The organism is Hydrogenophaga sp. GW456-12-10-14-TSB4, assembly GCF_059424305.1.
This window is the reverse complement of sequence record NZ_JBWKZH010000002.1, coordinates 21,124-40,602: the sequence shown is the minus strand read 5'-3', so window position 1 is coordinate 40,602 and position 19,479 is coordinate 21,124. Positions and strand designations below refer to the sequence as shown.

Below are 19,479 nucleotides of genomic sequence, written 5' to 3'. Positions count from 1 at the left end.
GAAACCTCCGTGATCCGGGTCAAGCCGGCGTGGCCTCTGAGGCTTGGGCTTCGCTCGACGCACCATGCCCGTAACCGTAGCCATAACCATAGGCGTCCTGGTCCCCGCCGTGCACCTGGTTGAGCACCATGAGCTTGATGGGGCACGACTCGATGGTCGTCAGCGCATGCCGGACCTGGGATTGCAGCGTCTTCTCGGCCTGCACCACCACCACGATCTGGCCCATGTGCGTGGCCAGCACGCGCGACTCGGTGGTCAGCAGCAGGGGCGGCGAATCGAAGATGATGATGCGGTCGGGATAACGGTGGCCCATCTCTTCGATGAGATCGGTCATGGCGTCGCTGGCCAGCAGCTCCGTGGCGCGCGGATGCGGCGTGCCGCTGGGCAGCAGGCTGAGCTTGTCCACGTTGGTGCGCAGCAGCGTGTCCGACATCTCCATCTGCTTGTTGGTCAGCAGGTCCAGCAGGCCGGGGCCGGGTGGCAGGCCCAGCGTCTTCATGATCGAGGGGCGCGACACGTCGGCATCAACCAGCAGGACGGTGTAGTCCAGCTCCATGGCGATGCTCATCGCCAGGTTGATGGCCGTGAAGCTCTTGCCTTCGCCGGGCATGGCGCTGGTCACCATGATGCGGTTGCCATGCTGCACCACCGACGCGCCCTTGCCGGTGGCGTTCGCGATCAGGGGGCGCTTGATGACGCGGTACTGGTCGGCGATGACGGCGCGCGGCGCGTTCGGCGTGACGAAGCCCGCCTCGGTGAGCGCGGCGAGGTCAAGGCGGACGGCCTTGGAAACGGTCTTGGGCGCCTCCTTCACGGGCGCCGGCCGGGCGGCTGCGGGCGCCGGTGCGGCGACCTCGGGTGCGGTGGCCTCGGGCGCCGCGGGCATGTCGGCACCGGCCTGTCGCAGTTGCTCAAGCCGCTGGGCTGCCTTTTCAATCAAGCTGGACATGTTTTCAGATCACCTTCAAAGGCTCGATCGGTACGACAGGGTCACCATACCGATGAGGAACAACACGACCAAGGCCATGATGGCCAGCAGGAAACGCCGCAGACTTCGGGACTCGCGCCGGCGCATGGCGTCGTTCTTGACCAGGGTCACCACGCCCAGCAGGGGCAGCTCGGTGACGCCGCGCAAGGCCGAGGCATCGAAGAACACGGGGCGCAGCTGGCTGACCAGGAAGGTCACGCCGACGCCGGCGGCCAGCGCGGCCAGCAGGGCCACCGGCAACAGCAGGGCCCGGTTGGGCGCCACCGGGCGGCGGGACACCTGCGGCGGTTCGACCACCCGGAAATCGGCCAGGTTGGACGTGCTTTCCAGCTCGCCGCTCATCAGCACGGTTTCGCGGCGCGACACCAGGTCCTGGTAGTTCTTGCGGTGGATTTCGTAGTCGCGGTTGAGCTGGGCCAGCTCGGCTTCCATCTGCGGCGCCACCTTGAGCTGCTCGCGCAGGCGGGCGGCACGGCCTTCGTACTCACCGACGCGGGCACGCAGGGACGCCACCTGCACTTCGGCAGAGGCCAGCGTGCGGGTGATTTCGACGATGGCGGGGTTGTTCTCGATCACCGGCGAGGTGGGGGATGCCGCCGCCGCACGGCGCAGCTCGGCCACCTCACGGCGCTTCTGGTCTTCCAGTTCCTTGATCAGGCGGCGGGTGTTGAGCACGTCCGGGTGCTGATCCGTGAAGCGCTGCAGCAAGGCATCGAGGCTGCGCCGCAGCGCGTCGATGCGGGAATCCAGATCGGGCGTGGCCAGGTTCAGCGACGAGGTGTCGGGTGCGGTCCGCGCCATGCTGCGCGCCTGCTCCAGCTGCTTGCGCGCGGCCTCGCGGGCGCTCTCGGCTTCGCGCAGTTCCAGGCGGGCCTGGCTGAGCGTGCTCAGCATCTCGGCCATGCGGCCGGCCACGTCGAGCCCGCCCTGGGCCTGCATGTCCAGGTTGCGCAGGCGGAAATCCTTCAGACGGGCTTCCGCTTCCGAGAGCTTGTTCTCGTAGTTCTTGATCTGCTCTTCGATGAACTTGCGCGCGTTGTCGGAATCGGTGCCGGCGGCGCCCTTGCCGGATTCGACAAAGATCGTCAGCAGCGACTTCACCACCCGCAGCGAGCGCTCGGGGTTTTCGTCGCGGTACGACAGGGTGTAGAGGTTGTCGCGGCCGGTGGAGCGGATGGCGAGCGACTTGAACAGGTTGTCCACCAGGGCGTCGCGCTGGGCCTTGGTCTGGCCGGCGGTTTCCAGCTGCGCCATCTGCATGAGCTTTTCCACCGTCGGCCGGTTGATCAGCGTGCGGCTGAGCATGGCCACCTGCTGCTCGACATCGGGCTGGATCGCCAGGCCGGTCATGAGCGGGCGCAGGATCGACTGGGTGTCGACGTACACCCGCGAAGTCGCTTCGTAGCGATCGGGAATCATCAACACGCCCGCGGCCCCCACGGCGGCGACGATCCAGGCGATCAACACCCCCAGCCGGCGGTACTTCCACATGCCCCGCAGGGTGGTGGAGATTTGGTTCAGGAGATCATGCATGCAGAAATCTGTGTGTGACAGCAGAACAGCAGGAGACTGGCTGGTCGCCCGACCACCCCGGAGGCCGATCGGACGGCGACCTTAGAACCAGCCTTGCGGGATGATGAGAATGTCGCCGGGCAGCATTTCCACGTTGGCGGAAATGTCGCCACGCTTGACCAGGTCCTGCAGCCGCACGCTGTAGCGCTTGTTGTTTTCGGAGGCGCGCACGATGGTGGCCTTGTTGCCGTCGGCGAAGTCGGTCAGCCCGCCCACCGCGATCATCACGTCCATCACCGTCATCTTCTGCTTGTAGGGCAGGAACTGCGGCTTGGTCGCCTCACCCACCACGCGGATCTGCTCGCTGTAAGGGCCGACGAAGTTGGTGACGATCACCGTCACCACGGGATCGCGCACGAACTTGCCCAGCGCCTTCTCGACGTCGCGGGCAATTTCGGAAGACGTCTTGCCCTGCGCCACCAGTTCATCGACCAGCGGTGCGGACACCTTGCCGTCAGGGCGCACGGGCACCGTCAGCGAAAGTTCGGGGTTGCGCCACACGGTGATGTTCAGCGTGTCGCCCGGTCCCACGAGGTAGTTGTAGCTGGCCGTGCTCGCCACCACGGGTGCCGGCGGCAGATTGCTGTTGCTCGCGCAGCCACTGACCCCCACCAACAACGCGGTTGCAGCAGCGCCAATGGCGATAACACGAACGAGACCAGAAGTATGTTTTCGCATGACCATTTCCTCCATGGAACGGTGAAATGTTAAGAAAAGTTAACGCCCTTTTGAATATACCGCAGACATGCGGCAACAGACCGCTTGTAAACGGTAACGAATACCCAAACCGCCCTCTGTCATGAGGAAGCGCACGGTTGAGGCGAAAACATGCGGGCGATGGGTTGCGGGCACACCGCATTTCACATCGGAAACACCCCAGGCCAGCCCGCTAAAATGCGCGTTGCTCCCGCCCCTCAACCCAGGAACTCCAGCATGTCCCTCTTCTCCGCCGTCGAAATGGCGCCGCGCGACCCGATTCTGGGTCTGAACGAACAGTTTGCCGCCGACACCAACCCCAACAAAGTCAACCTCGGCGTCGGTGTCTATTTCGACGACAACGGCAAGTTGCCCCTGCTGCAGTGCGTGCAGGCCGCCGAGAAGACCATGATGGACAAGCCCGCTGCGCGCGGCTATCTGCCCATCGACGGCATCGCCGCCTACGACGCCGCCGTCAAGAGCCTCGTGTTCGGCAACGACTCCGAACCCGTGAAGTCCGGCCGCGTGGCCACCGTGCAGGCCATCGGCGGCACCGGCGGCCTCAAGATCGGCGCCGACTTCCTCAAGCGCCTGAACCCCGACGCCAAGGTGCTGATCAGCGACCCGAGCTGGGAAAACCACCGCGCCCTCTTCACCAACGCCGGCTTCACGGTCGACAGCTACGCCTACTACGACGCCGAGAAGCGCGGCGTCAACTTCGACGGCATGCTGGCCAGCCTGAACGCCGCCCAGCCCGGCACCATCGCCGTGCTGCACGCCTGCTGCCACAACCCGACCGGCTACGACATCACCGCCGCCCAGTGGGACCAGGTGATCGCCGTCGTCAAGGCGCGCGGCCTCACGCCCTTCCTGGACATGGCCTACCAGGGCTTCGGCCACGGCATCGCCGAGGACGGCGCGGTCATCGCCAAGTTCGTCGCCGCCGGCCTGACCTTTTTCGTCTCGACCTCCTTCTCCAAGAGCTTCAGCCTGTACGGCGAGCGCGTGGGCGCCCTGTCGGTGCTGTGCGAGAACGCCGAAGAAGCTGCGCGCGTGCTGTCGCAGCTCAAGATCGTGATCCGCACCAACTATTCCAACCCGCCCATCCACGGCGGTGCGGTGGTGGCGGCCGTGCTCAACAACCCCGAGCTGCGCGCGGTGTGGGAAAAGGAACTGGGCGAGATGCGCGTGCGCATCAAGGCCATGCGCCAGAAGCTGGTGGACGGCCTCAAGGCCGCCGGCGTCAAGCAGGACATGGGCTTCATCACCAGCCAGATCGGCATGTTCAGCTACTCCGGCCTGAGCAAGGACCAGATGGTTCGCCTGCGCAGCGAGTTCGGCGTCTACGGCACCGACACCGGCCGCATGTGCGTGGCCGCGCTCAACAGCAAGAACATCGACTACGTCTGCCAGGCGATCGCCAAGGTGGTCTGAGTCCCGACCCGCACAAAAAAAGCCGCTCGATGAGCGGCTTTTTTCATGGGTCGGTGCCGGCTCAATTCCAGATGACCGAGCGCATGGAGATCGAAGCGCCCTGGAAGCCGTCGTTGAAGAAGCGCGGCTCCTCCTTGTCGCTCACCGCCCCCGCCGTGTACAGCAGCGGCAGGTAGTGCTCCCAGCTCGGGTGCGCCATCTGCGCCACGGCCCCCAGCTGCTGGAAGTCGTTGAGCGCTTCCAGCCGCCCCTGCGCGAGATGCTCGGCCGTGATGCGGTCGAACTCGATCGCCCATTCGTAGGCCTGGTTGTCGGCCGCATCGCGCCGCATGGTGCGCAGGTTGTGCACGATGTTGCCACTGCCCACGATCAGCACACCGCGCTCGCGCAGCTGTGCCAGCTGGCGGCCGACGGCGAAGTGCTCGGCGGCCGGCCGGCGGTAGTCCATGCTGAGCTGGATGACCGGGATCTTCGCGTCGGGAAACATGGGCTTGAGCACCGACCAGGTGCCATGGTCCAGACCCCATTCGTGCTCGTCCAGGTCCAGCGCACGGCCGGAGTCCGGCTGCCGCACCGCCCCGCTGATGGCCCGGGCCATCGCGGGAGAGCCCGGCGCGGGGTACTGCTGGTCGAACAACGCCTGGGGGAAACCGCCAAAGTCGTGGATGGTCGGCGGCTGGCTCATGGCGGTGAGCTGCCAGCCCGGGGTCAGCCAATGGGCCGAGATGCACAGGATCAGGCTGGGCTGCGTGCCCCGCGAGCGCAATTCCTCGCCCAGGGCCTGCCAGCTGCGGCGCCAGGTGTTGTCTTCGATCGCATTCATGGGGCTGCCATGCCCCAGGAACAGCACGGGCAGGCGCTCGGTGGCCGGCAGCGCGGCGGCCAGATCGGCCAGGCCGGCCGCGGCGGAGGTGGTCAAGGTGTTCATGCGGGTTCCGATTTCCAGGCGGATTCTTTCACGAAGGTGACAACTACACCCGGGGGTATAGTGTTTTCACCCTTATAGGGACTTGCACATGCTGCTATATTGCACTGCAACATAACCAGATTCGACGCCCATGCTGTACCAGATTTACGAAACCCAGCGCTCGATCATGGAGCCTTTCGCCGACCTGGCCGAGGTCGCGTCCAAGCTCTTCACCAACCCCATGCTGCCCCTGGCGCAGTTGCCGGGCGCCCAGCGCATTTCCGCTGGTTACGACCTCATGCACCGGCTGGGGAAGGACTACGAGAAGCCGGTGTTCGGCATCCACACCGTGGATGTGGACGGGGTGGACGTCGCGATCCACGAGCGCATCGAGATCGACAAGCCGTTCTGCGAGCTGCGCCGCTTCAAGCGCTTCTCGGACGACACCGACACGCTGGCCAAGCTCAAGGGCCAGCCGGTGGTGCTCATCGTCGCCCCGCTCTCGGGCCACTACGCCACGCTGCTGCGCGACACCGTGCGCACCATGCTCAAGGACCACAAGGTCTATATCACCGACTGGAAGAACGCCCGCCTCGTGCCGCTGGCCGACGGTGAGTTCCACCTCGACGATTACGTGAACTACATCCAGGCGTTCATCCGCTACCTGCAGGAAGGTTACGGCAACTGCCACGTGATGAGCGTCTGCCAGCCCACCGTGCCGGTGCTCGCGGCGGTCTCGCTCATGGCCAGCCGGGGCGAGACGACGCCGCTGTCCATGACGATGATGGGCGGCCCCATCGATGCCCGCAAGTCGCCCACCGCGGTGAACAACCTGGCCACGCAGCGCAGTTACGAGTGGTTCGAGAACAACGTGATCTACCGCGTGCCCGACAACTTCCCCGGTGCCGGCCGCCGGGTCTACCCGGGCTTCCTGCAGCACACCGGCTTCGTGGCCATGAACCCCGACCGCCATGCGTCGAGCCACTACGACTACTTCAAGGACCTGATCAAGGGCGACAACTCCAGCGCCGAGAGCCACCGCAAGTTCTACGACGAGTACAACGCGGTGCTCGACATGGACGCCGACTACTACCTCGAGACCATCGAAACGGTGTTCCAGGAGTTCAAGCTGGTCAACGGCACCTGGGACGTGAGGAACGAACAGGGCGAGCTGGAGCGTGTGCGCCCTCAGGACATCCAGCGCACCGCCCTGCTGACGGTCGAAGGTGAGCTCGACGACATCTCCGGCGCCGGGCAGACGGCCGCCGCGCATGACCTGTGCACCGGCATCGCCAAGACCCACCAGATGCACTACGAGGCACAGGGTGCCGGCCACTACGGCATCTTCAGCGGCCGGCGCTGGCGCGACATGGTGCATCCGGTGGTCAAGAGCTTCATCAAGGCACACCAGCCCGCCGTGGACGCCAAGCCCGCCGCCAAACCGGCCGCCAAGGTCGCGGCGCGCAAGCCCGCCGCGAAAGCACCGGCTCCCGCCCGCAAGACGACCGGCCGCAAGACCGCCAAGGCCTGAACGGCCACCACGGCGCCCTCGCGGCGCCGGTATATTCGCGGGCATGAACGACCTCGCCCGGCGCATCGACGCCGCCTTGCCGCAGACCCAGTGCACGCGTTGCGGTTACCCCGACTGCGCGAGCTATGCGCAGGCCATCGCGGCCGGCGAGGCGGGCATCAACCAGTGCCCGCCCGGCGGCGCCGAAGGCATCGAGCGACTCTCCGCCCTCACCGGCCAGCCCGTGCGGCCGCTGGACCACCGCTTCGGCATCGAGGGCCCGGTCACCGTGGCGGTGATCGACGAGGACTGGTGCATCGGCTGCACGCTGTGCATCCAGGCCTGCCCCACCGACGCCATCCTGGGCATCCACAAGCGCATGCACACCGTGGTGGAACCCCACTGCACCGGCTGCGAGCTGTGCCTGCCGGTCTGCCCGGTGGACTGCATCTCGCTGGAGATCGTCAGCGGCGAACGCACCGGCTGGCAGGCCTGGTCGGTCGAACAGGCCGCCCAGGGACGCGAGCGCTACACCTTGCGGCAGCAGCGCCTGGCGCGCGAGAAGCAGGAACACGAGCTGCGGCTGGAGACGAAAGCGCGCGAGAAGCTGGCCGATCTGGCCGCGCACTCGCAGATCACCGACGGGGCCGTGCTCGACAAGAAGCGCTCGGTGATCGAAGCCGCGCTGGCCCGCTCGCGCGCGCGGCGCGGCCAGAGCGGCGGCTGATTCAGGCGCCCTGGCGCGCGGCCACGGTCTTGTAGACGCCGCAGCCCACGTACAGGTCGTCGATCTTCATCACGTAGGACATCTTGGTCTGGATGGCGCCGGTGACCGGGTTGGCGATGTCGTACTCGACCCAGCCCTCCCCCGCCTCTCCCTGCGCGACGATGGCGTGAAGCAGGGCCTGGCCGTCGACGCCGGCGATGTCCTGCACCCGGCTGCCGACTTTCTCCGGCTTGCCGCCGAAGGCGCGGTAGACGCCCGCGCTGTCGAGCGCGAAGACGTACATGTCGCGGTCGTGGAAGCCGCCCGAGGGCTCGGTGATTGCGCGCGCGAAGGCCTCGCGCCCACCGTGCCGGCGCTGGGTCTGCGCACGGCTCACCAGCTGCATGGCCTCGTCGGCCGTGCCCTGCTGCAGCATGAAGGACGACACCGCCTTCGACAGGTGGGCCGCGCGCTGCTCCAGCTGGTTGGCCTGCGCCACCGCGCGCTCCACCATCTGGGCGTTGTGCTGCGTGATCTGGTCGAGCTGGGTCACCGCCGCCGAGATTTCGTTCAGGCCGGTGCTCTGTTCGGCGCTCGACGCCGAGATCAGCGACATGTTGGCCGCCACCCCGCGCACGCCGGAGACGATCTGGCCGATGCTGTTGCCGGCCGTGCGGATCTGGGCCACGCCCGCCTCCACCTGGCTGCGCGAGGCTTCGATCAGCTCGCGGATTTCCTTCGCCGACGCGGACGAGCGCTGCGCGAGCGTGCGCACCTCGGCCGCCACCACCGCGAATCCCCGGCCCTGCTCGCCCGCGCGTGCGGCTTCCACCGCCGCGTTCAGCGCAAGGATGTTGGTCTGGAACGCGATGCTGTCGATCACGCCGATGATCTCGTTCATCTGCTGCGCGCTTTTCTGGATGCCCTCGACCGATTCGACCGCATGGCCCATGAACTTCGCGCCCGACTCGGCCACATCGCGCACCTGCGCGGCCTGCTGGTCGGATTCGCTGGCGGTGCGGGCGTTCTGCTGCACCGTGCCCGAGAGCTCGCTCACGCTGGCCGCCGTCTGCTCCAGGTTGGCGGCCTGCTGTTCGGTGCGGTCGGCCAGGTCGCGGTTGCCCATCGCCAGGCTCTTGCCGGCGTGCGCCACCAGGGCCGAATTGCTGCGCACCTCGGCCACCATGGCCGAGAGGTTGCCGATCGTGCGGTCCAGCAGGCGGGCCAGTTCGGCCAGCTCGTCATCGCCCTGCACACGAACCGTGGTCCGCAGGTTGCCCGACACCGTCTGCCCCATGGCACCGAGCACCTGCTGGAAATCGGCGGTGAAGCTGACGTAGAAAGAGAGCATCAGGTAGGCCAGCAGGGCCAGGCCTGCGACCGCGACCATCAGGGCACGGCCCTGCAAACCGTCAGGGCCTTGCAAGGCCCAGGCCAGCAGCAGAGGCAGGACCGACGACGCCGCGAGCAGCAACAGCTTGCCGCGCAGGCGGAACCGGCGCATCAGGGCGACGCCGGGCAACAGCGGATGGAATCCGGACATGGGTGGACCGCTCCTCGGTGGGGCTCAATGCAGGCCGGCGATGCCGGACTGGCGGGCTTCGAAGTGCCGGAACAGCTGCACGGCCATCACCCGCAGCGCGTCGTCGGCCATGTTGTGGGCGTGCGCGAGCTGCTCCAGCGCGTAGCGGCGGTCGCAGATCATCAGCGCCCGGCTCACGCACATGCCCTGCGACGACATGCGCAGGCAGAACGACTCCAGCAGCTCGACGGGCCAGGCAGGCGCCATCTCGCGCGCGAGCCAGCTGGCGGTGCTGGAAAGGTCTCTCGAAGGTTGGCCGGGGAACGGGTTCATGCTGAACTCCTGCGACAAGGGGTGGGCCGTGCCACCGTCGGCACAGCCTTCACAGGTCACAAGATTAAGTTCAGGGCCCGTCCCGCGGTGCACCGAACAGGGCCCGAAAAGGCGCCCTGCTCCGGCGTTCCGCCGTCCGTCCCGGGAATCAGGCCGGCTGGGCGGCCAGGCGCGCGAAGGCGCTCACCACCTCGGGGGGCGCCTGCACCAGCTCGATCAGCACGCCCTCGCCTGCGATGGGGAATTCCTCATTGGCCTTGGGGTGCAGGAAGGTGATGTCGAAGCCCGCCGCGCCCTTGCGGATGCCGCCCGGGGCAAAACGCACGCCCTGTTCGCCGAGCCACTGCACTGCGGTGGGCAGGTCGTCGATCCACAGGCCGATGTGGTTGAGCGGTGTGGCGTGCACCGCCGGTTTCTTCTCGGGGTCCAGCGGCTGCATCAGGTCGACCTCGACCTTGAACGGGCCGGTGCCGATGGCGCAGATGTCCTCGTCCACGTTCTCGCGCTCGCTGCGGAAGGTGCCGGTGACCTCCAGGCCCAGCATGTCGACCCAGAGGGTCTGCAGGCGCTGCTTGTCGGGGCCGCCGATGGCGATCTGCTGGATGCCCAGCACTTTGAAAGGACGTGAGGAGGAAGGCATGCGTCAATGAACTCCGTTGAGGGAACCGGGCGAGCGCTCCAGCGCCCACACCGTGGCGGGTGGCAGGTTGGCCCAGACCGAGGCCGAGCGCCGCCAGCGCCAGCCCGGGGGAATGCCGTTGAAGGGCCGCAGGTGCGGCGCGGCGTAGGTGTACTGGATGAGGCGCGAGCCCGGCTGGCGGCCGATCAGCGCCAGCATCGCGTTCACGCACTCGCGGGCCTCGTCACGCGGCATGGACAGCAGCGGCAGCGACGACACCAGGGTGACGGGCGAGCGCGCTTCGATCGAGAGCTGGTTCACGTCGGAAGCGCAATGGTTGAGCACCTCGGCCAGCGGGAAGGCATGGCGCAGCAGGCGGGCGAAATCGGGGTCGCGCTCGATCACCACGAAGCGGTCCAGCGCCGCGAACGACGCGGCCAGCTCGCGCGTGATGGCGCCGGTGCCCGCGCCCACCTCGATCAGCACGCCGGGGTGGCTGCGCCAGACCTCGCTCACGATGGCCCGGGCCAATGCCCGGGAAGCCGGTGCAATGGCACCCATGCGGCGCGGATCGCGCAGACATCCCAGGGCAAAGGCCAGACCATGCTTCATGCGAATCCTTCAGAGCCGGATGGCTTTGAAGGTTAGCGCATTTCACCGCCCGCTGTCCGTATCCAATGGTGCTCAACGGCGCCTCAGCCGAACTCGACAATGGGCTGGTCCACCACCAGCGACTCGCCCACCTTGGCCAGGACCTTGGACACCACGCCGTCGGCGGCGGCGAACAGCACGTTCTCCATCTTCATGGCCTCGATCACGGCCACGCGCTCGCCGGCCTGCACCTTCTGGCCCGGCTGCACCGCCACGTCCACCAGCAGGCCCGGCATCGGCGAGAGCACGTATTTGCTCATGTCGGCCGGGGCCTTGAAAGGCATCAGCGCGTGCAGCTCGGCCATGCGCGGCGACACCACCATGGTCTCGATGCGGGTGCCGTTGTGCTGCACCACCAGGGCCAGCGGGTTGCGCGGGGTCCCGCGCTCGATCTGCGCCGTGTAGGGCTGGCCGTTGCAGGTGCCGATCACGCAGATGTCGTTCAGGCGCGAGGGGCTGGACATCGCATAGCGCTTGCCGTCCACCGTCACCACGGCGGCACCGATCTCACCCACCACCTCGTCCACATGCACCGGCTTGTAGCTGTGCTTGCCCTGGGCGTCGAGCACGATCACCGAGTAGTCATGCCCCACCTTCACACCGTAGCCGGGCAGCTGGCCCGACAGGCCGGCCGCGCGCTCGCGCGACTTGCGCCGCACGAAGGCGGCCAGGGCGACGAGAAAGTCGGGGTCGCTGTGCGGCACGTCTTCGGCGCGAAAGCCCTGGCCGTAGTGCTCGGCGATGAAACCGGTGTTGAAGTCCCCCGCCACAAACTTCGGGTGCGCCAGCAAGGCGGCCTGGAACGGGATGTTGCTGCTGATGCCCCGGATCACGAAGCCGTTGAGCGCCTCGCGCATCTTGGCGATGGCATCCGAGCGGTCCTTGCCGTGCACGATGAGCTTGGCGATCATCGAGTCGTAGAACATCGGGATCTCGCCGCCGTCCTGCACGCCGGTGTCCACGCGCACGCCGAGCAGATCGGCGGTGTTGCCCTGGAACATGCTCTGCGCGGGCGGCGCGAAACGCACCAGGCGGCCGGTGCTGGGCAGGAAGTTGCGGAACGGGTCTTCGGCGTTGATGCGGCACTCGATGGCCCAGCCCTCGCGCTTGACCTGGTCCTGCGTCAATGGCAGCTTCTCGCCGGCCGCCACGCGGATCATCAGCTCCACCAGGTCCAGGCCGGTGATGCACTCCGTCACCGGGTGCTCGACCTGCAGGCGCGTGTTCATCTCCAGGAAGTAGAAGTCCTGGTTCTTGCCGACCACGAACTCCACCGTGCCCGCACTCTGGTACTTCACCGCCTTGGCCAGGGCCACGGCCTGCTCGCCCATGGCCTTGCGCGTGGCGTCCGAGATGAAGGGCGACGGCGCCTCCTCGATCACCTTCTGGTGGCGGCGCTGGATCGAGCACTCGCGCTCGTTCAGGTAGATCACGTTGCCGTGCGAATCGCCCAGCACCTGGATCTCGATGTGGCGCGGCTCCTGCACGAACTTCTCGATGAAGATGCGGTCGTCGCCGAAGCTGTTGCGCGCCTCGTTGCGGCAGCTGGTGAAGCCTTCCAGGGCTTCCTTGTCGTTGAAGGCCACGCGCAGGCCCTTGCCGCCGCCGCCCGCGCTCGCCTTGATCATCACGGGGTAGCCGATGTCGCGCGCGATCTCCACCGCGCGCTCGGCGGATTCGATGGCGTCGTTCCAGCCCGGGATGGTGTTGACCTTGGCCTCGTTGGCCAGCTTCTTCGAGGCGATCTTGTCGCCCATGGCGGCGATGCTGAAATGGCGCGGGCCGATGAAGGCCATGCCCTCGTCCTCCACGCGCTTGGCGAAGGCCTCGTTCTCCGACAGGAAGCCGTAGCCCGGGTGGATGGCCTGGGCGCCGGTCTTCTTCGCGGCCTCGATGATCTTGTCGGCGACCAGGTAGGACTCGCGCGAAGGCGCCGGGCCGAGCAGCACGGCCTCGTCGGCCAGCTGCACGTGGCGCGCTTCCTTGTCGGCCTCGGAGTACACCGCCACGGTGGCGATGCCCATCTTCTTCGCGGTGGCAATGACGCGGCAGGCGATCTCGCCGCGGTTGGCAATCAGGATCTTGGTAAACATCTTGTTGTTCTCCTCGGGCTCACAGCGGAATGTTGCCGTGCTTGCGCCACGGGTTCTCGAGCTTCTTGTCTTTCAGCATCACCAGACTGCGGCAGATGCGCTTGCGCGTCTCGTGCGGCAGGATGACGTCGTCGATGAAGCCGCGCGCGCCCGCCACGAAGGGGTTGGCGAAACGGGCCTTGTACTCGGCCTCGCGCTGCGCGAGCTTGACCGGGTCCTTCTTCTCTTCGCGGAAGATGATCTCCACCGCGCCCTTGGCGCCCATCACCGCGATCTCGGCGTTGGGCCAGGCGAAGTTCACGTCGCCGCGCAGGTGCTTGGAGCTCATCACGTCGTAGGCGCCGCCGTAGGCCTTGCGCGTGATCACGGTGATCTTGGGCACGGTGCATTCGGCGTACGCGTAGAGCAGCTTGGCGCCGTGCTTGATGATGCCGCCGTACTCCTGCGAGGTGCCGGGCATGAAACCGGGCACGTCGACAAAGGTCACCACCGGGATGTTGAAGGCATCGCAGAAGCGCACGAAGCGCGCGGCCTTGATGGAGCTCTTGATGTCCAGGCAACCCGCCAGCACGAGGGGCTGGTTGGCCACGATGCCCACGGTCTGGCCGTCCATGCGGGCAAAGCCGATCAGGATGTTCTTGGCGTACTCGGGCTGCAGCTCGAAGAAGTCGCCGTCGTCCACCGTCTTGACGATGAGCTCCTTCATGTCGTAGGGCTTGTTCGGGTTCTCGGGCACCAGCGAGTCCAGGCTCAGATCCATGCGGTCGATCGGGTCGCCGCTGGGGCGCACCGGGGCCTTCTCGCGGTTGTTGAGCGGCAGGTAGTTGTAGAGGCGGCGCAGCATCAGCAGCGCTTCCACGTCGTTCTCGAAGGCCAGATCGGCCACGCCGCTCTTGGTGGTGTGCGTGATGGCGCCGCCCAGTTCCTCGGACGTCACCTCCTCGTGCGTCACCGTCTTCACCACCTCGGGGCCGGTGACGAACATGTAGCTCGAGTCCTTGACCATGAAGATGAAGTCGGTCATGGCCGGCGAATACACCGCGCCGCCGGCCGAGGGGCCCATGATCATGCTGATCTGCGGCACCACGCCCGAGGCCATCACGTTGCGCTGAAACACGTCCGCATAGCCGCCGAGGGAGGCCACACCTTCCTGGATGCGCGCACCGCCCGAGTCGTTCAGGCCGATCACCGGCGCACCGACCTTCATCGCCTGGTCCATCACCTTGCAGATCTTCTCCGCGTGCGCTTCGGACAGCGCGCCGCCGAAGACGGTGAAGTCCTGGCTGAACACGAACACCAGGCGGCCGTTGATCATGCCGTAGCCGGTGACGACGCCGTCGCCGGGAATCTTGTTGTCCTGCATGCCGAAATCGGTGCAGCGGTGCTCGACGAACATGTCCCATTCCTCGAAGGTGCCCTCGTCGAGCAGCACCTCCAGCCGCTCGCGCGCGCTCAGTTTGCCTTTGGCGTGTTGCGCGGCGATGCGCTTCTCGCCGCCGCCCAGCCGCGCGGCCGCGCGCTTGCGTTCGAGTTGTTCAAGGATGTCCTGCATGGTGGTTCTCCGGAGGAAACGGTCGGTCAGTCAAAGAGGTCGAGCAGCTGGCGCGCCGCGGTGGACGGCGGCAGTTCGCCCGCCAGCACGCGGCGGGTGGTCTCGTCGAGGTCGGCACGCACCTGCGGGTGCGCGCGGAAGCGTTGTTTGAGGCCGGCATCGATGCGCTCCCACATCCAGGCGCGGGCCTGCTGCTGGCGGCGCTGGGCGAGCTGGCCGTTGGCCGTCTGCAGCGCGCGAAAGCGCGACACCTCGGCCCAGAAGGCGTCCACGCCCCGCGCCTGAAGGGCGCTGAGCTGGATCACCTGCGGGTGCCAGAGGCCATCGTTGTGGTGGGCGTGCTCGGGGTGGCCGTGCAGGCCGAGCAGGCGCAGCGACGAGGTGATCTGGGCGCGCGCGCGCGTGGCGGCATCGGGGTCGAGGTCGGCCTTGTTGATGACCACCAGGTCGGCCAGCTCCATCACGCCTTTCTTGATCGCCTGCAGGTCGTCGCCCGCGTTGGGCAGCTGCAGCAGGACGAACATGTCGGTCATGCCGCTCACCGCCGTCTCGCTCTGGCCCACGCCCACGGTCTCGACGATCACGATGTCATGACCGGCCGCCTCGCAGACCATCATGGCCTCGCGCGTCTTCTCGGCCACGCCGCCCAGCGTGCCGCTGCTCGGGCTGGGGCGGATGTAGGCCTGGTCGTGCACCGAGAGCTTTTCCATGCGCGTCTTGTCGCCCAGGATCGAGCCGCCCGAGACGGACGAGGACGGATCGATGGTGAGCACCGCCACGCGGTGCCCGTGCCCGATCAGGTACAGGCCCAGCGCCTCGATGAAGGTGCTCTTGCCCACGCCCGGCACGCCGCTGATGCCCAGGCGCAGCGCGTTGCCGGTGTGCGGCAGCAAGGCGGTGAGCAGCTCGTCGCCCTGGGCGCGGTGGTCCGCGCGGGTGGACTCCAGCAGCGTGATCGCCTTGGCCATGGCGCGGCGCTGCGCGGCGGGTTCGCCACGCACGATGCCTTCAAGCAATGCCTGAGGGGTCACCCCTGAGCCTTCCGGATCTGTTCCAGAACATCCTTGGCGCTCGCAGGGATCGGCGTGCCCGGGCCGTAGATGCCCTTCACGCCCGACTCATACAGGAAGTCGTAGTCCTGCCGGGGAATCACACCGCCCACGAACACGATGATGTCGTCCGCGCCCTGCTTCTTCAGCTCGGCGATGATGGCCGGCACCAGGGTCTTGTGGCCGGCGGCCAGGGTGGAGACGCCCACGGCGTGCACGTCGTTCTCGATCGCCTGGCGCGCGCACTCCTCGGGGGTCTGGAACAGCGGGCCCATGTCGACGTCGAAACCGAGGTCGGCGAACGCCGTGGCCACCACCTTGGCGCCCCGGTCGTGGCCGTCCTGCCCGAGCTTGCTGATCATCACGCGAGGCCGGCGGCCCGCTTCTTCGGCGAAGGCGTTGATCTCGGTCTTGAGGGCGTCCCAGCCCTCGGCGGAATCGTAGGCAGCTGCGTACACACCGGTCACCTTTTGCGTGTCGGCGCGGTGGCGCCCATAAACCTTCTCCAGCGCGTCGCTCACCTCGCCCACCGTGGCGCGCAGGCGGATGGCCTGGATCGAGAGATTCAGCAGGTTGCCCTCGCCGCTGTCGGCGGCGGCGGTCAGGGCCTCCAGCGCGGCCTGCACCTTCGCCGCGTCGCGCGTGGCCTTGATCTTTTGGAGGCGGGCGATCTGCCCGTCGCGCACCGCCACGTTGTCGATGTCGCGCGCCTCGATCGGGTCTTCCTGCTTGAGCTTGTACTTGTTGACGCCGACGATCACGTCCTTGCCGGAGTCGATGCGCGCCTGTTTCTCGGCGGCGGCGGCTTCGATCTTGAGCTTGGCCCAGCCGCTGTCCACCGCCTTGGTCATGCCGCCCATGGCTTCCACTTCCTCGATGATGGCCCAGGCCTTGTCGGCCATCTCCTGCGTGAGGCTCTCCATCATGTAGCTGCCGGCCCAGGGGTCCACCACGTTGGTGATGTGGGTCTCTTCCTGGATGATGAGCTGCGTGTTGCGCGCGATGCGTGCGCTGAACTCGGTGGGCAGCGCGATGGCTTCGTCGAACGAGTTGGTGTGCAGCGACTGCGTGCCGCCGAACACCGCGGCCATGGCCTCGATGGCGGTGCGCACCACGTTGTTGTACGGGTCCTGCTCGGTGAGCGACCAGCCCGAGGTCTGGCAGTGCGTGCGCAGCATCAGGCTCTTGGGGTTCTTCGCGTGGAAGCCCTTCATGATGCGCGTCCACAGCAGGCGGGCCGCGCGCATCTTGGCGATCTCCAGGTAGAAGTTCATGCCGATCGCCCAGAAGAAGGACAGGCGCCCGGCGAAGTCGTCCACGTCCATGCCCTTGGCGATCGCGGTCTTCACGTACTCCTTGCCGTCGGCCAGCGTGAAGGCCAGCTCCAGCGCCTGGTTGGCGCCGGCTTCCTGCATGTGGTAACCCGAGATCGAGATCGAGTTGAACTTCGGCATGTGCTGCGCCGTGTACTCGATGATGTCGCCGATGATCTTCATCGACGGCTCGGGCGGGAAGATGTAGGTGTTGCGGACCATGAACTCCTTGAGGATGTCGTTCTGGATGGTCCCGCTGAGCTTGTCCTGCCCCACGCCCTGCTCTTCAGCCGCCACCACGTAGCCCGCCAGCACCGGCAGCACCGCCCCGTTCATGGTCATGGACACGCTCACCTTGTCCAGCGGGATCTGGTCGAACAGGATCTTCATATCCTCCACGCTGTCGATCGCCACGCCGGCCTTGCCCACGTCGCCCGTCACACGCGGGTGGTCGCTGTCGTAGCCCCGGTGGGTGGCCAGGTCGAACGCGACCGAGACGCCCTGCCCGCCCGCAGCCAGGGCCTTGCGGTAGAAGGCGTTGCTTTCTTCGGCGGTGGAGAAACCCGCGTACTGGCGGATGGTCCACGGCCGCACCGCGTACATGGTGGCCTGCGGGCCGCGGATGAAGGGCTCGAAGCCCGGCAAGGTGTTGGTGTGCGGCAGACCCGCCGTGTCCTCGGCGGTGTACAGCGGCTTGACGCGGATGCCGTCGGGCGTGACCCAGTCCAGCGCGGAAACATCGCCACCGGGTGCGGACTTGCGGGCGGCCTGCGCCCAGGCTTCCAGGGTGGCGGGGTTGAATTCGGGCTGTTTCTGGCTCATGGCGAAAACTCGGTTGGACGGGATCAAGACCGCCGGGATTTTACATGATTCATAATTATTGATGCAAAATATTCCTATTGGCTTACAATGCCGGCCTGTCTTCCACCTCGCTGATCGCCCCGCCCCCGACCATGTCCGCCCTGTCGCTTTCGCCCCGCGCCCTGTACGAAGAAGTCGCTGAGCTGCTGCGCCAGCGCATCTTCCGCCGCGAGCTCGAACCCGGCAGCTGGATCGACGAACTCAAACTCGCCGAGGAATACGGCATCAGCCGCACCCCGCTGCGCGAAGCGCTCAAGGTGCTGGCGGCCGAAGGCCTGGTGACGATGAAGGTGCGGCGCGGCGCCTACGTCACCGAAGTGTCCGAGAAAGACCTTGCGGATGTCTACCACCTGCTCGCCCTGCTGGAGTCGGACGCCGCCGGCGTGGTGGCCGCGCGCGCCAGCGACGCCGACCTGGCCAGCCTGCAAAACCTGCACCAGGAGCTGGAAGCCGCCGTGGGCGACCGCGACCGCTTCTTCGCCATCAACGAACAGTTCCACATGCGGGTGCTGGAACTCGCCAGCAACCGCTGGCGCGAGCAGATGGTGGCCGACCTGCGCAAGGTCATGAAGCTCAACCGCCACAACTCGCTGCTCAAGAGCGGGCGCATCGAAGAATCGCTGACCGAGCACCGCGCCATCATGGCCGCGCTCACGCAACGCGATGCCGCGCTGACGGTGCAGCGCATGCGCGAGCACTTCGAGAACGGCCTGGAAGCGGCCGGCTGAGCGGGCCCGCCAGGGCGCTGGTAAAGTCCCGCGTGCCCCCACCCGCACGCGAAGAACAATGCCCGCTCTGCTCCCTGCCCAACCCGGCATCCTCCAGCCCATTCCCACCCAGGCCCGTTACCTCAGCTGCCAATTGCGCCTCGGCGCCGCACCGCAGACCGTGCTGCGCGAACTGGCCGCCTTCGCCGACGGTGAAGCCACCGTTGTCGGCCTGGGCGAATCGCTGGTGCGCGCGCTCGGCGCGCAGATCCCCGGCCTCCGGAGCTTCCCCCAGATCGAGGGCGCGCTCGTCAAACTGCCGGCGACGCCGATCGACCTGCTGATCTGGCTGCGCGGCGGTGACCGCGGCGAACTCCTGCTGCGCAGCCGCCAGCTGGAAGCCCTGCTGGCCCCGGCCTTCGAGCTGCGCGCCATCACCGACACCTTCAGCCACCGCAGCAACCGCGACCTCAGCGGCTACGAGGATGGCACCGAAAACCCCCAGGGCGACGACGCGCTCGCCGCGGCACTGGTCGCGCAAGGCCCGCTGGCCGGCAGCAGCTTTCTGGCCGTGCAGCGCTGGCGCCACCAGTTGAGCCATTTCGCCGCCATGCCCGAGCAGCAACGCGACCACACCTTCGGCCGCGCCCACCACAACAACGAAGAACTCGACGACGCGCCGGCCTCGGCCCACGTGAAGCGCACCGCCCAGGAAGACTTCGAGCCGCCGGCCTTCGTGCTGCGCCGGGCCATGCCCTGGGCCGAGGGCAACGAGGGCGGCTCCATGTTCACCGCCTTCGGCCGTTCGTTCGATGCCTATGAAGCCCTGCTGCGCCGCATGTCGGGCGCGGAAGACGGCGTGACCGACGCCCTCTTCTCCTTCACCGAACCGGAAACCGGCGCCTACTTCTGGTGCCCGCCCCTGCACCAGGGCCGCATCGACCTGCGCGCCGTGGGGCTCTGAGC

17 protein-coding genes are annotated in these 19,479 nt (G+C 67.1%); 5 read left to right on the top strand and 12 right to left on the bottom strand.

Features of this window, described 5'->3' with window-relative positions:
* Positions 1 to 19 precede the first annotated feature (19 nt).
* From AC07ZS_RS01560 to AC07ZS_RS01550, 3 genes are all read right to left on the bottom strand, one after another.
* On the bottom strand, positions 20 to 949 hold the full coding sequence (locus AC07ZS_RS01560; protein WP_494796872.1) for an XrtA-associated tyrosine autokinase: 930 nt from the start codon (positions 947 to 949) through the stop codon (positions 20 to 22).
* A gap of 15 nt (positions 950 to 964) precedes the next feature.
* On the bottom strand, positions 965 to 2,521 hold the full coding sequence (locus AC07ZS_RS01555; protein WP_494796871.1) for an XrtA system polysaccharide chain length determinant: 1,557 nt from the start codon (positions 2,519 to 2,521) through the stop codon (positions 965 to 967).
* Positions 2,522 to 2,602: 81 nt separating this feature from the next.
* A complete protein-coding gene (locus AC07ZS_RS01550; RefSeq protein WP_494796870.1) occupies positions 2,603 to 3,238 on the bottom strand; it encodes an XrtA/PEP-CTERM system exopolysaccharide export protein in 636 nt (211 codons plus the stop codon).
* A gap of 255 nt (positions 3,239 to 3,493) precedes the next feature.
* On the opposite strand from AC07ZS_RS01550, the gene AC07ZS_RS01545 reads away from it, so the two are divergent.
* Positions 3,494 to 4,690, top strand: coding sequence for an amino acid aminotransferase (locus AC07ZS_RS01545; RefSeq protein ID WP_494796869.1), 1,197 nt, complete (start codon positions 3,494 to 3,496; stop codon positions 4,688 to 4,690).
* 61 nt (positions 4,691 to 4,751) lie between these two features.
* Here the strand turns inward: AC07ZS_RS01545 and ygiD are convergent, their stop codons facing one another.
* Complete coding sequence (gene ygiD / locus AC07ZS_RS01540) at positions 4,752 to 5,618, bottom strand: 4,5-DOPA-extradiol-dioxygenase (RefSeq protein ID WP_494796868.1); 867 nt, start codon at positions 5,616 to 5,618, stop codon at positions 4,752 to 4,754.
* Between the two features lie 130 nt (positions 5,619 to 5,748).
* Between ygiD and AC07ZS_RS01535 the strand changes: the two genes are divergently transcribed.
* Both AC07ZS_RS01535 and rsxB read left to right on the top strand, forming a co-directional pair.
* Positions 5,749 to 7,128 (top strand): polyhydroxyalkanoate depolymerase, encoded by a 1,380-nt coding sequence (locus AC07ZS_RS01535; protein WP_494796867.1) that lies wholly within the window; start codon positions 5,749 to 5,751, stop codon positions 7,126 to 7,128.
* A gap of 43 nt (positions 7,129 to 7,171) precedes the next feature.
* Positions 7,172 to 7,834, top strand: a complete 663-nt coding sequence (gene rsxB / locus AC07ZS_RS01530) for an electron transport complex subunit RsxB (RefSeq protein WP_494796866.1) — start codon at positions 7,172 to 7,174, stop codon at positions 7,832 to 7,834.
* 1 nt (position 7,835) lies between these two features.
* Here the strand turns inward: rsxB and AC07ZS_RS01525 are convergent, their stop codons facing one another.
* The 8 genes from AC07ZS_RS01525 to scpA form a co-directional block, all read right to left on the bottom strand.
* Positions 7,836 to 9,356 carry a methyl-accepting chemotaxis protein gene (locus tag AC07ZS_RS01525; RefSeq protein WP_494796865.1) on the bottom strand — a complete coding sequence of 507 codons (1,521 nt, stop codon included), beginning with the start codon at positions 9,354 to 9,356 and terminating at the stop codon, positions 7,836 to 7,838.
* A 24-nt stretch (positions 9,357 to 9,380) separates the two neighbouring features.
* Positions 9,381 to 9,668 (bottom strand): hypothetical protein, encoded by a 288-nt coding sequence (locus AC07ZS_RS01520; RefSeq protein ID WP_494796864.1) that lies wholly within the window; start codon positions 9,666 to 9,668, stop codon positions 9,381 to 9,383.
* A gap of 148 nt (positions 9,669 to 9,816) precedes the next feature.
* Complete coding sequence (locus AC07ZS_RS01515) at positions 9,817 to 10,308, bottom strand: VOC family protein (RefSeq protein WP_494796863.1); 492 nt, start codon at positions 10,306 to 10,308, stop codon at positions 9,817 to 9,819.
* Between the two features lie 3 nt (positions 10,309 to 10,311).
* Positions 10,312 to 10,899 (bottom strand): class I SAM-dependent methyltransferase, encoded by a 588-nt coding sequence (locus AC07ZS_RS01510; RefSeq protein WP_494796862.1) that lies wholly within the window; start codon positions 10,897 to 10,899, stop codon positions 10,312 to 10,314.
* An 83-nt stretch (positions 10,900 to 10,982) separates the two neighbouring features.
* The gene (locus AC07ZS_RS01505) at positions 10,983 to 13,031 is read right to left on the bottom strand and encodes an acetyl-CoA carboxylase biotin carboxylase subunit (protein WP_494796861.1); all 2,049 of its coding nucleotides are present in this window, start codon (positions 13,029 to 13,031) and stop codon (positions 10,983 to 10,985) included.
* A gap of 19 nt (positions 13,032 to 13,050) precedes the next feature.
* Entirely contained in the window at positions 13,051 to 14,583 is a 1,533-nt protein-coding gene (locus AC07ZS_RS01500) for an acyl-CoA carboxylase subunit beta (RefSeq protein ID WP_494796860.1), read from the bottom strand.
* Between the two features lie 26 nt (positions 14,584 to 14,609).
* A complete protein-coding gene (gene meaB, locus AC07ZS_RS01495; RefSeq protein WP_494796859.1) occupies positions 14,610 to 15,614 on the bottom strand; it encodes a methylmalonyl Co-A mutase-associated GTPase MeaB in 1,005 nt (334 codons plus the stop codon).
* Positions 15,611 to 17,767, bottom strand: coding sequence for a methylmalonyl-CoA mutase (scpA, locus tag AC07ZS_RS01490; RefSeq protein ID WP_494796858.1), 2,157 nt, complete (start codon positions 17,765 to 17,767; stop codon positions 15,611 to 15,613). The genes meaB and scpA overlap by 4 nt, the downstream gene beginning before the upstream one ends.
* 131 nt (positions 17,768 to 17,898) lie before the next feature.
* On the opposite strand from scpA, the gene AC07ZS_RS01485 reads away from it, so the two are divergent.
* On the top strand, positions 17,899 to 18,534 hold the full coding sequence (locus tag AC07ZS_RS01485; RefSeq protein ID WP_494796857.1) for a GntR family transcriptional regulator: 636 nt from the start codon (positions 17,899 to 17,901) through the stop codon (positions 18,532 to 18,534).
* 67 nt (positions 18,535 to 18,601) lie between these two features.
* Complete coding sequence (locus tag AC07ZS_RS01480) at positions 18,602 to 19,477, top strand: Dyp-type peroxidase (protein WP_494796994.1); 876 nt, start codon at positions 18,602 to 18,604, stop codon at positions 19,475 to 19,477.
* Positions 19,478 to 19,479: the final 2 nt, after the last annotated feature.